This is a genomic window from Bacteroides sp. ZJ-18 (assembly GCF_011038705.2).
GTDB classification, from domain to species: Bacteria; Bacteroidota; Bacteroidia; order Bacteroidales; family Bacteroidaceae; genus Bacteroides; species Bacteroides hominis.
In genome coordinates this window covers 1-12,267 of sequence record NZ_CP072198.1, presented here as the reverse complement: position 1 = coordinate 12,267, position 12,267 = coordinate 1, and the positions used below count along the sequence as shown (strand labels likewise).

Genomic DNA, 12,267 nt, shown 5'->3' with positions numbered 1-12,267 from the left:
CGTTATGGAAAAACTAATTCGAAGAATCGGGCTGGTAGCACACGATGCTATGAAAAAAGACCTGATTGAATGGGTTCTTTGGAACTCGGAGTTATTGATGGGACATAAGTTTTATTGTACAGGTACCACCGGTACGCTGATACTGGAAGCATTGAAAGAGAAACATCCCGATGTGGAATGGGATTTTACCATTCTGAAGTCAGGTCCTTTGGGGGGTGACCAGCAGATGGGATCGCGTATTGTGGACGGAGAGATCGATTATCTTTTCTTCTTCACTGACCCGATGACCCTGCAACCGCACGATACGGATGTAAAGGCACTGACACGTCTGGCAAGTGTAGAGAACATTGTTTTCTGCTGCAACCGTTCCACTGCCGATCATATTATTTCGAGTCCGCTCTTTGTTGATCCGGATTACGAACGGACACATCCGGACTACTCCGGCTATACGAAACGTTTCGAAAACAAACCGGTAGTTACCGAAGCGGTAGAATCGGTAAAGAAAAGAAAGAGAAAGAAATAAGAGCCTATTCGGCTGCAAGTATATTTCACTACAGAGTACACAGAGGGCACGGAGCTTTAATTATATAGAATTACTATATAATAACTCCGCGCCCTCTGTGCGTTCGGTGGTACATCTACTTTGTGGCGTATCGGTTTTGCCTGTCGTTTATCTTTCTGTTTTTGTCAAGAGCAGATTTATGTATTGTTAACTTCCAAGCCTTCATCTTTCCCGCCGTTGATTATCAATAGGAGAAAAAAGATTATCTTCTGATGAAAAAACATTTTCATGCCGGGAAATGTGTCCCGACATACCGGAAAAAGTATCGGAAGCAACCGTCTGAATGAGTAAAACTCAGGCTCTAAATGGGGGGAACACCGGCTCTGCAGGTTTCAAACCAACGCTCTTCCGGAATTTTTTGATGCAGGTACAAAAAAATAGGGAGAAACATTTATTCCTCCCTATTACCGTATTTTAATTCGAATATACTTTATGATTACATAGGCAAAGATACTCTGTTTTCTTGCAGAAGTCAAGCTTTTGCCTGTTTTTATTTTTCCAATGATCCGGCCGGGAATATGTTTTCACTCATTATAATAGGTGCTCAACTGTTCTATTACCTTTTCCGGTTCGTCCGGGGCGGCTGCGTGTCGGATAGCTATTTTTCCTGTTTTATCAATAACTACAAAGCAGGGGATACTCAGTATTTGCCGTTCGTTTCCAAGTTCGGCATACAACGATTTTCCTAACTTTTCGTTTACCAATAAGTGATAGCCTTTCAGTTGGTGATATCCGATGGTTTTCTCCCATTTCTCCTTGTCCTGAGGGCGGTCTATCGAGATGTATAGGTACACAATGTCCATGTTATGTGTTTTTTCTTTGAGGGCGGGCAGGTATTGGAACTTTTTGATGCATGGGCCGCACCAGGTAGCCCATACGTCGATATAGACCACTTTGCCTTTGAAAGGTTTTACCGCATCTTCCAGATTTTCAACTGTGGAGTCGCAAGGCAGAATGTGATAGTCCTTGTCGTCGATGCGGCTGTTTTGGAAGCGGAGGTTTTTATTAACGCCCGGTTCAAGAACAGATAGAAAGGGGCTGTTGGGGAATTCGGCCTTATATCTTTCGTATAGTTGGGGGATTGAGGGAGTGTTTCTTGTTTGAAATTCGTCTTCGTAGATAAGTAGCGCTTGTGCATATTGCAGATTGTCGCCTTTGAAGAATTTCCGGTAACGGTCGAAGCGAAAGGAGCAATAGTCCTTTATCTCTTCGGGTTTGCCGTTTTCCAGTTTTATGAATTGTGCGCCGATCAAGTCGTTTATAAAGAGTCCGATTCCGCGGTAGGAACGCAGATAATCACTGTCTACGGGTTGATTGATGATTTCTGCAAGTTCTTTGCGCCAATTTTCAGTAAAGTTCTCATTTTTCACCAGATACATTGCGACGTGCAGAAAGATAGACCGATAGGTGTAATCAATGTGTGCACGCTGCTCTGCGAGAAACTCTTTATCAAGTCCGGAGGCATTTACAGAGTCGAGTGCCTGTTTCATCCTGGCATCTGCCAACTGATGATATTGTTCCAATGAAGTCACCCCTTCGAGTTCGTGAGGCTGCATGTATATCAGATTGTCGCTATATTGCTGATAGTCGTCCACCGCTTTCAGACATCGGTTGTAGACCCGGTTGGTGCCACTGAAGTTGATCGTGTCTTTGGCCACAGCGATAGTATCTTTGCTTCCCGGTGTCAGGTAGAGCGTGAAAGAATTATTCCCTTTGGCCCATACATGAATCGTAGTGGGACGGCTCACGCTGAATTCATGAACGAACTGCCCCTGAGGGTCAGCTTGTGCCTTAGTGCCCAAGGTAATGAAGAACAGGTGATCTTTTCCTGTAGGCCAGTAAGCGATTTCGTTGTCCGGGGTGGTCTTGACTACAATTGTCACAGTTTGTTGTGCGCTGATTTCTCCCGTTAGCAACAACAGGAGGATCAATAAAAGGTTTTTCATCGTATTAGTATATTAATGTTGATTCAGTCTCTCGTGCAATGCATCTCTACTCCGGCAGAGTCGATGTCTGCTCCCATGGGCGGATTCCTTTTCGACAGTTTGATTTCTATCTCACTGATTTTCGGGAAGTCCCGGAAGAGCCTTTTCACGATTCGTCCGCAGGCGTGTTCCAGCAGTTTAGAGGGAATATCCATTTCTTCTTTCAGCGCGGCGTGTATGTCTGCATAGCTGACGGTATCTTCTACTTCATCCGTTTCGGTGGCTTTGCCAAAGTCGGTTTTCAACCTCAGGTTGATGATGAACTCGTTGCCAATCGCAGTCTCTTGTGGAGCTACTCCATGATAACTGTAGAAACGGACGTTTTCCAAAAAGATATAATAGTGGGTAGTCATAAATATAAAGATTGATATTGTCTTCTGGCAAAGATAAGATAATAAATGCAATTATGATTCCTGTTGTTGCGATTGCTTGGTTTTGATAAAGTCTTTTTGCGCCACAGCCTGCGGAATCAGTTTCAGAAATATGGGAGTTGCGGCAATGCAGATTGTCAGGGTGAGCAATAGCAAGACAATGGCTTGTCCCCATTCATTATGGATAAACCGGCTGACAACCGGATATTCGAAATGTAAAAGGGGGGCATGTATTCCCAATGTAATGACCGAGTAACGTCCCAGATAAGAGATGACAGGGAGCTTTTTAAACTTTTTGCAGAAAAGCATAATCATAAAGATGCCGGCAAACGCTGAGGCCCAGAACTGGAAAATGTTGCCTGCATAATTGTTGGTACGCATACCGACAAACGTGGCGGTGAAGTACATCACAACCAAGGCTGCCAGGATACATAGCGGAATCAGTTTGTCGAAACGGTGGGGAAAGAGGAAAAAGTTGTAACGGCGAATCCAGAATCCGGCCACATAGAAGGGCAGGGCGGTCATGGCTATGTCTATGTACAAGGGCAGTTCGATCTGGTGTTTACCCATATAGAATCCGGCGATTCCGATCAGGAGGGTGAGGGCAAACATCAAACCTAACTTCCGGTCGCGCAGGCTGTGGACCAGATAGAACAGGATATTGCAATTGAAAAGTGCCAGCAAAAACCAGATAGGAGGGTTGAACTTGATCAGGGCATGATCATGAAACACAACTAAAAGCTCTGTCCAACTGACCGGGAGTTGAAATACACCCGGAGCAATTTTCCATACAATATACTTCAGGAGGAATGCGCTGAGATAGAAAAAGAGGAAGGGGACGATCAATTTGTTTATCTTCCGGATGAAGAATCCGAAAAGCCCCTCGTACGACTTGAAGAAGATACCTGAGATAAAGAAATAAAGGGGCATACGAAAACTGGCGATCATCGAATGGTAATCGAGCTTTTCGAAAGCTCCACCTATGTGTGCCATCACCACCAGGATGATGCAGACTCCTTTCGTCAAGTCTACAAAATCAATTCGTTTGTTTTTGTCGTCTCCCATTCTGACTGTTTGTGCATTGGTGCAGCAAAGATACTGAATATTACTGAAAAGCAAGAGAGAAGAGCGAAAAACACACCGGTTCGCTCTTCTCTCTTTGTTCTTTTTCTTTCTTGGGAAACTGACGGATATTATTTTTCCGGATTTCTGCCGGTTTGCTTAACCAGTTCTCTGATTTTCTCATTCAGGCTTTCGGCTTTCATGAGCTGTTCCAGTGTCAGATGCATCCGGTAACGCCAGTAGTGACGGGGATTGGCAGGGACATTGATCCGTTCTTCCTGCACGTTCGGGTTGCGCCATCTTCCGTCCATCGACAACCAATCTTGTAGTGACAGAATGCAAAGGATGGAGTTACTGTAGAGGTGGTTGCGGACCACTTCTTCACACAGTTCCGGTGTTGCTACGGCAGGGGCGGCACCATAATGCCCCAGCATCTGATTGTAGTAACGTTGAGTCTGTTGATAATCCTCTTCCCACCATCCGCGTAAAGTCGACATGTCATGGGTAGAGAATGTGCAAACCGAGCGATACGGGTATTCGTTCAGGCGACCGAACTCTTCAGCCGGGTTCTTGGGCATCCGCTGGATTTCGAGACTCAGAATGCGTAGGTCGTTCATCACCCATGCCACGCAATCCGGTATCATTCCCAAATCTTCACCACATACCAGCATGCGGGTCGACTGAGTCAGTTGTGGCAGTTTCTTCATGGCTTGTTGTTGCCAGAAGTCATTATGGCGATGATAATAATACTGATCGTAAAGCCGGTTGAATGCTGCTTTCTCCCAATCGTTCAGGGCACGGTAGATGAAGTCGTGCTGTACTCCGATACGCGGATGAAAGAGGTTCGTGTCCTTACGGTCGGGCACAAACAGTACGTCACTTATCAAGGCGTACAATCCGTCTCTGATCCATATGCTGTCTTCATCGTTCTTGCCGGCAAAGAAAGCTTCCACTTTGCGTTGAGTGTCGAACTCTGGACGCATGCGGTACACTTCGTACGTGTCGGTCGGCTCAATAAAGGTTTGTTTGACGTAGTCGGTGTGGGGACCAAACACCTGTCCGAGGAAGTACTCGTGGATATAAGGCGTCAGGAATTCTTCGCGGAAAGGTAATCCGTAGCTTTCTATTTCTTCACGGCTCATGGGCAGTGCGGGAACAAACTGTCCCAGTAATCCATGCACGGCATTCATCGGGATTTCCCAAATGCGGAAAAATCCCAGAATATGGTCGATGCGGTAAGCGTCGAAATACTCGGCCATCTTTTGGAAACGTTTCATCCACCATTTATAGCCATCCTTTTCCATTACGTCCCAATTGTAGGTGGGGAAACCCCAGTTCTGCCCGTTGACAGAAAAATCATCGGGTGGGGCACCGGCCTGTCCGTTGAGATTGAAATAATAGGGCTCTGTCCAGGCTTCCACACTGTTGCGGCTGATGCCGATAGGGATATCTCCCTTTAGTACCACTCCGTGCTCGCGGGCATAAGTGGTTGCTTCCAGCAGTTGTAAGTGGAGGTTGAACTGTATATAGAAATAGATGGCGATATTGGGGTAGACTTTCGTACCGGGACGGCAAAGCTCTTCAATCTCTTGTGCATTATATTCCGAATATTTAGGCCATTCGCGGAAGTTTGGTGTCCGGTATACGTCACGCAGATAACTGAAGGCAGCATAGGGTTGCAGCCATTCTTTGTTGGCCTCAAAGAAATCACGGAAGGCTTTCGAAGCCAATATTTTTTCTCCTTCTTGCTTGAATAGCTGATGGAAATATTCCCATTTTCCCCGGTTCACTGCTTCGTAGTCGATGGCAGAAAGTGAATTCAACTCTTTCTGTTTTTGGTTGAAAGCGGTAGCGACTTCTTTATCTTTCAGGGTACCCATCTGTTTAAGGTCGGCATACATCGGGTGGAAAGCATAGATGGAAATACTATTGTAAGGGTAGGAATCTGTCCATGTATGGGTCATGGTGGTGTCATTGATCGGTAGGATCTGTACCACTTTCTGGTTGGTACTGACTGCCCAGTCTACCATTCGTTTCAGGTCTCCGAAGTCTCCTACACCGAAGCTTTTCTCCGATTTGAGTGAAAATACGGGGACGGCCACTCCTGCACCTTTCCAGGCCGGAACGTCAAAGTAGACATATCGGTCGGAAATAACCAGTGTTTCGTTTGCTTTGATCTCGGGGGCAGCCATGTAACGGTTAGGATTGTTTTCCCAAGCTTCAGCTTTCTTCTCTTCCTTATTATATAATACAAATTTGTACTCTAATGGAAATTCCAGTTTAGATGCATCCAATTCGGCTTGCCATTCCGGAAAGTTGATGTCGCTCATAGGCCATGCTTTGTCCGGATTCCAGTTGCCAAGGACTTTCTGATTGCCACAGATGGCCAAACAGTAGTTGCCGTTGATGCGTGGAGCATAAGCCTTGATCATCAATCCTTTTTTGTAACTTTTGGGGGTTACACTCCGGTCACGGTGTGCCAGAAGCGATTCGGTGAATGCCGAACTGTAGAAATACTGCTGCTCCGGAAGGTTCTTCCAGCAATCATTGATGCGCAGACTTTTTTTGTCATCCGCAGGCAGGTAGGCACGCCGGGGGAAAGAGTTCCATTCAGTACGGATGTTCTTATTGTCGCGATAAATGTGATAACTGTATTCTATAACTCCTTCTGCCGGTGATTGAAGAGCTATTTCACTGCTCCAATGGATACCGTCTACTGTGGTGAGGGAGATAGCTTTATCCGGATCATTGTTTCCAAGTTCGGGTACAGAACCTAATATTCTGACTTCTTCTCCCCAACTTGTGCGATACTCAATATGAAATGATACTATCATATATATTAGATTTAATTTTTGACTAATGATTTTGCAAGTATAGAAATATTCTACGTATGTCGTATCTTTACTTTCATCGAACTACTTTAAAATAGTATGCAAACGTTTGTGTTGTTTATGTTATTAAACATTGAAAGGAGCCAAGAGGCTCCTTTCAACGCTTTTGCTTATATATTAATCATTTACAGGTTTGTTTTTTATCCGCACCTGGATGCACCGCAAGTGGTACAGATGAGGCAACCTTCCTGATAAACCAATGTCTCATTTCCGCAGTTCGGACATTTTTTGCCTTTAGCTTCCGTTCCGTCCTGCACATATTTCTTCAGCGCACGTTCTACACCATTCTTCCAGGTATTGATGTTTTCGCTGTCCAATTGTAGCGAACCTACCAGTTTGATGACTTGTTCGATCGGCATTCTCCAGCGGAGCACACCTGAGATCAGTTTGGCATAGTTCCAATATTCTTTGTTGAACTTCTCGGACAGACCTTCGATTGTCATTTTGTATCCGCGTTTGTTTTCAAACTGGAAGTCGTAACGTTTGTTTCCGTTCTCATCGACATTCTTGATGATGCGTCCGGTATTTACACTTTTCGGAATAATGATTCCTTCGTCATCGTCTTGCAGACCGGTGAATATTTCGTAAGGTCTGCCGTCGAGCAGGCCGACCAAAGCTACCCATTTCTCTTTATTGTTCTGGAAACGCACAACATCAGCTTCAAGTACCGGCGGACGTACTTCAACTACCGTTGGCGGCTTGCAAGGAGGAAGCTCTTCTTTCTTGTCTTTGTCGGACTTCGCAGAGATAAGCACTCCTGAACGGGAACCGTCACGGTAAACCGTACAGCCTTTACAACCGGACTTCCATGCTTCGACATACAGGCGGTTCACCAGTTCTTCGTCTACATCGTTCGGCAGGTTAATGGTCACACTGATGGAGTGGTCTACCCATTTCTGGATTTTGCCTTGCATACGGACTTTCATCAACCAGTCTACGTCGTTTGAAGTTGCTTTATAATAAGGTGACTTGGCTACCAGTTCGTCCACCTCTTCCTGAGTATATCGTTTGGCGGGATCGTAACCGTTCGCTTCCATCCAGGTCACGAATTTGTGGTGGAACACGATGTATTCTTCAAAAGCGTCTCCGGTCTCGTCTACAAAGTCAACGCGTACGTTGGTGTCATTCGGGTTCACTTTTCTTCTGCGTTTATATACCGGGAGGAATACAGGCTCGATACCTGAGGTTGTCTGAGTCATCAGACTGGTTGTTCCGGTAGGAGCGATGGTCAGACACGCAATGTTACGGCGACCATATTTCTTCATGTCTTCGTACAATGCCGGATCAGCTTCGCGCAAACGGTTGATGAACGGGTTGTTCTTTTCTCTTTCCGTATCGTATACATCGAATGCACCACGCTCTTTGGCCATATCCACCGATGAACGGTAAGCACCCAGTGCTACGGCTTTGTGTACTTTCTCAGAGAAGTCAGTCGCTTCTTCTGTTCCATAACGCATTCCGAGTGCGGCGAGCATATCGCCTTCGGCAGTGATACCGACACCGGTACGTCTTCCCTGACCGCTCTTCTTATAAATCTTTTCCCACAAGCCGCGTTCAGTGTGTTTCACTTCTTCGTTTTCCGGATCCAGATCTATCTTCTCCATGATGCGTTCTATCTTTTCCAATTCCAGGTCGATGATATCATCCATGATGCGCTGAGCCAGTGCTACATGTTTATGGAAGAGCTCAAAGTCAAAGTAGGCATCTTTAGTGAATGGGTTGACTACATATGAATACAGATTGATGGCCAACAGGCGGCAAGAATCATAAGGGCACAAAGGAATTTCTCCACAAGGGTTTGTCGAAACTGTTTTATATCCCAAATCTGCATAACAGTCGGGCACTGATTCACGGATAATGGTATCCCAGAACAATACGCCCGGTTCAGCCGATTTCCATGCATTATGCACAATCTTCTTCCACAAGTTGGAAGCATCGATCTCTTTCACCGTAGTGGGATGGTCAGAGTCAATGGGGTATTGTTGGGTATACTTTCTGCCTTCTACAGCTGCTGCCATGAATGCATCATCCAGCTTTACTGAAACATTGGCGCCTGTTACCTTGCCTTCTGTCATTTTTGCATCAATGAATGCTTCGGAATCCGGATGCTTGATCGATACACTGAGCATCAACGCACCGCGGCGTCCGTCTTGGGCAACTTCACGTGTAGAATTAGAATAACGTTCCATGAATGGGACCAGCCCGGTAGAAGTCAGGGCTGAGTTTTTCACAGGAGAACCTTTGGGACGGATATGGGAGAGGTCATGACCTACACCTCCGCGTCTTTTCATTAGTTGCACCTGCTCTTCATCTATTTTGATGATAGCTCCGTATGAATCGGCAGAACCATCAATACCAATCACAAAGCAATTGGAAAGTGAAGCAACTTGATAATCGTTACCGATACCTGTCATCGGACTGCCTTGCGGCACGATATACTTAAAATGGTCAAAAAGCTCAAACAGCTGTTCGGAGCTTAGTGCGTTTGGGTACTTTGCCTCGATGCGGGCCACTTCGTTAGCAAGTCTCCAATGCATGTCCTTCGGTGATTTCTCGTAAATATTTCCGAAAGAGTCTTTTACTGCGTATTTGTTTACCCAAACTCGCGCAGCAAGTTCATCGCCCTGAAAATATCGTAAAGATTCTTCGTAGGCTTCCTCGTAAGAGTAAATTTGCTTTTCCACGATGCAATGTGTCTTAGATATCATTATTAATAAGTAAATATGTAGAAGCTTACTTATCATTAACAAACGTGCCTGCAAAGCTATGAATGTTTTTTGGTATATCAAAATAAAAACGAGATAATTTATTAACCGGTACTAAGTTATCCGTTTATAAATGATAAGCAATTGATAAACAAATGAATGATGGTTTTGTTCAGCGCCTGAAGTTTTCCAAAAAGAAAATTAATCTAAATTGGAAATGAGATAGAATGATTATTCTTTTTATATCTTTGCAGAAAAAAGATATGATGGATACAGTTAAGAACAGAAGAACTATCCGCAAATATCAGCAAAAAGATATTACGTCGGATTTGTTAAATGATTTGCTTGAAACTTCATTTCGTGCTTCTACGATGGGCGGAATGCAGCTTTATAGTGTAGTTGTCACTCGTGATGCCGAGAAAAAAGAAATACTTTCTCCGGCACATTTTAATCAGCCGATGATAAAATCTGCGCCGGTGGTGTTGACATTTTGCGCAGATTTCCGCCGTTTCTGCAAATATTGTCAGGAAAGGAATGCGAAACCGGGATATGATAATTTAATGTCTTTTTTGAATGCGGCTATGGATACTTTATTGGTTGCACAAACCTTTTGTACGCTTGCCGAAGAGGCCGGATTGGGTATTTGTTATTTGGGTACTACTACTTACAATCCTCAAATGATAATTGATGCTTTACACTTGCCGGAACTGGTATTTCCCATTACTACTGTAACAGTGGGATATCCGGCGGAATCTCCTAAACAAGTAGATCGTCTGCCTATAGAAGGTATCATACATGAAGAGAGTTATCACGATTATACAGCCGAAGATATAAACCGGCTGTATGCTTATAAGGAGTCCTTACCTGAGAATAAGCAGTTTATAGAGGAGAATCATAAGGAGACTTTGGCTCAAGTGTTTACAGATGTTCGTTATACAAAGAAGGATAATGAATTTATGTCTGAAAATCTGTTGAAAGTACTTCGCCAACAAGGCTTTATGAATGATGGGCAATAACTGGCGGTGATTAATAAACAGCGAACGATGAACAGCTTGCATGATTGGTTGCAAATGTTCATCGTTCACTGTTTATCGTTCACTGTTTATATTTCTTTTCTTTAGTAAAGTTTCTATGTTTTCCAGATCGGACCGGAAGCTTTTATCAACTTCGCACTGGCCTTTTACTGTTTTGCATGCATGTAATACGGTGGCATGATCTTTATTGCCTATGAATTTTCCGATTTTGGAAGTAGAGAAGTCTGTATGTGTCTTGGCCAAATACATGGCAACCTGACGTGCCTGTACCACTTCTCTTTTTCTTGATTTGGTGTGGATGGCTGATGATTCCAAGTCGAAATGTTTGCAGACCACATTAATAATATCATCGATGGTCACAGCTTTCGTTTCACTGCGGACTACTTTGCGGACAATGCGTTGTGCCAGATCCAAATCGATTTCTTTATTGTAAATAGTCGAGTGGGCCATGATAGAAATAACAATGCCTTCCAAATCACGCACGCTTTCGTTTACATTCTCGGCAATGTAGTCTATTACTTCAGAAGGGAACTGTAACCCATCCCTATGAATCTTATTTCTTAAAATGTTCTTTCTGAGTTCTACAGTCGGTTTTTCCAGTTCGGCTACCATACCCCATTTGAAGCGGGTTAACAGACGCTCTTCCATGCCTTGCAGTAATACGGGAGCACGGTCGGAAGTCAATATCAACTGTTTGCCGTTTTGGTGTAGGTGATTGAAGATATGGAAGAAAGTATTTTGTGTTTTGGTGACACCGGCAAATTCTTGAATATCATCAATGATCAGTACATCGATTGTCTGGTAGAAGTTGATAAAATCATTCGTTGTATTATTGCGCACAGAATCGGTGTACTGTACCTGAAATAAATGTGCTGAAACGTAAAGCACTCTTTTGTCCGGATACAACTCTTTTATGCGAGTTCCGATGGCGTTGGCCAAATGGGTTTTTCCTACTCCCGATGCTCCATGAAGAAACAACGGATTAAAGACCGTCTTGGCCGGATTTTCGGCAACGGCCTCGGCAACGCTTCTTGAAAGTTTATTACTATAACCTTCAATAAAGGTTTCGAAATTATAGTTCGGATTTAGATGTGGGTCAAGGTCTTGGACAGCCGGAGCACGCAATAACCCCGGAGCTTTCCTTTCGTCAACCCGGGGGAGTCCGGACTGAGGGATAGCCGTAGAGCGGGTAGTAGACTCCTGGTTCACGGTTGTCCCTGAACTTTTGTCTACCAGCACATTGTACATCAACTTAGTGCCGTCTCCTATAACCTTATATAACGTCTTACGTAGCAAGTCCACAAATTTATCTTCCAGAAATTCATAGAAAAACTGGCTGGGAACTTGTACGATTAACGTTTTGTCCTCATATTTTAAAGGAACAATGGGAACAAACCATGTTTTGTATGTCGACTCAGGAACATTGTCTCTTATAATTTCAAGACAGCGGTTCCATAGGCCGACATGACTCGATTCACTCATAGCGGCTGTAATACATTTATTAATTAAGCAAAACTTCTACGATTGCAAAATTGGGAATCTTATTTGAGAAAAACAAATCTCTTTTTTCTTGTATTTCTCACTGAAAGAATAATGTGTTTACTTTCAATGACTTATCATTTTCCTGTAAAATACCCCTTGCCGGAAGCTATTGCTT

At 44.1% G+C, this 12,267-nt stretch carries 8 protein-coding genes; 2 read left to right on the top strand and 6 right to left on the bottom strand.

Features of this window, described 5'->3' with window-relative positions; translation table 11 throughout:
• Window positions 1-4 precede the first annotated feature (4 nt).
• Window positions 5-523: a methylglyoxal synthase gene (locus G7Y45_RS00040; RefSeq protein ID WP_005781440.1), complete on the top strand. Its 519-nt coding sequence runs from the start codon at window positions 5-7 to the stop codon at window positions 521-523.
• A 563-nt stretch (window positions 524-1,086) separates the two neighbouring features.
• Here G7Y45_RS00040 and G7Y45_RS00035 read toward each other — a convergent pair.
• From G7Y45_RS00035 to G7Y45_RS00015, 5 genes are all read right to left on the bottom strand, one after another.
• Complete coding sequence (locus G7Y45_RS00035) at window positions 1,087-2,508, bottom strand: TlpA disulfide reductase family protein (RefSeq protein ID WP_165016213.1); 1,422 nt, start codon at window positions 2,506-2,508, stop codon at window positions 1,087-1,089.
• Between the two features lie 23 nt (window positions 2,509-2,531).
• Window positions 2,532-2,900 (bottom strand): dihydroneopterin aldolase, encoded by a 369-nt coding sequence (gene folB, locus G7Y45_RS00030; RefSeq protein ID WP_005781435.1) that lies wholly within the window; start codon window positions 2,898-2,900, stop codon window positions 2,532-2,534.
• Window positions 2,901-2,951: 51 nt separating this feature from the next.
• Window positions 2,952-3,983, bottom strand: coding sequence for an acyltransferase family protein (locus G7Y45_RS00025; protein WP_005781433.1), 1,032 nt, complete (start codon window positions 3,981-3,983; stop codon window positions 2,952-2,954).
• Window positions 3,984-4,111: 128 nt separating this feature from the next.
• A complete protein-coding gene (locus tag G7Y45_RS00020; protein ID WP_165016211.1) occupies window positions 4,112-6,814 on the bottom strand; it encodes a 4-alpha-glucanotransferase in 2,703 nt (900 codons plus the stop codon).
• A gap of 197 nt (window positions 6,815-7,011) precedes the next feature.
• A complete protein-coding gene (locus G7Y45_RS00015) occupies window positions 7,012-9,555 on the bottom strand; it encodes an adenosylcobalamin-dependent ribonucleoside-diphosphate reductase (RefSeq protein WP_005781427.1) in 2,544 nt (847 codons plus the stop codon).
• A gap of 248 nt (window positions 9,556-9,803) precedes the next feature.
• Between G7Y45_RS00015 and G7Y45_RS00010 the strand changes: the two genes are divergently transcribed.
• Window positions 9,804-10,592 (top strand): NADPH-dependent oxidoreductase, encoded by a 789-nt coding sequence (locus tag G7Y45_RS00010; protein WP_171810381.1) that lies wholly within the window; start codon window positions 9,804-9,806, stop codon window positions 10,590-10,592.
• 72 nt (window positions 10,593-10,664) lie between these two features.
• Here the strand turns inward: G7Y45_RS00010 and dnaA are convergent, their stop codons facing one another.
• Complete coding sequence (gene dnaA / locus G7Y45_RS00005) at window positions 10,665-12,092, bottom strand: chromosomal replication initiator protein DnaA (RefSeq protein WP_005781424.1); 1,428 nt, start codon at window positions 12,090-12,092, stop codon at window positions 10,665-10,667.
• Window positions 12,093-12,267 lie beyond the last annotated feature (175 nt).

Coding starts and splice junctions, on each gene's coding strand:
- G7Y45_RS00040 (WP_005781440.1), top strand. CDS start 5: ATGGAAAAACTAATTCGAAGAATCGGGCTGGTAGCACACGATGCTATG.
- G7Y45_RS00035 (WP_165016213.1), bottom strand. CDS start 2,508: ATGAAAAACCTTTTATTGATCCTCCTGTTGTTGCTAACGGGAGAAATC.
- folB (WP_005781435.1), bottom strand. CDS start 2,900: ATGACTACCCACTATTATATCTTTTTGGAAAACGTCCGTTTCTACAGT.
- G7Y45_RS00025 (WP_005781433.1), bottom strand. CDS start 3,983: ATGGGAGACGACAAAAACAAACGAATTGATTTTGTAGACTTGACGAAA.
- G7Y45_RS00020 (WP_165016211.1), bottom strand. CDS start 6,814: ATGATAGTATCATTTCATATTGAGTATCGCACAAGTTGGGGAGAAGAA.
- G7Y45_RS00010 (WP_171810381.1), top strand. CDS start 9,804: ATGATTATTCTTTTTATATCTTTGCAGAAAAAAGATATGATGGATACA.
- dnaA (WP_005781424.1), bottom strand. CDS start 12,092: ATGAGTGAATCGAGTCATGTCGGCCTATGGAACCGCTGTCTTGAAATT.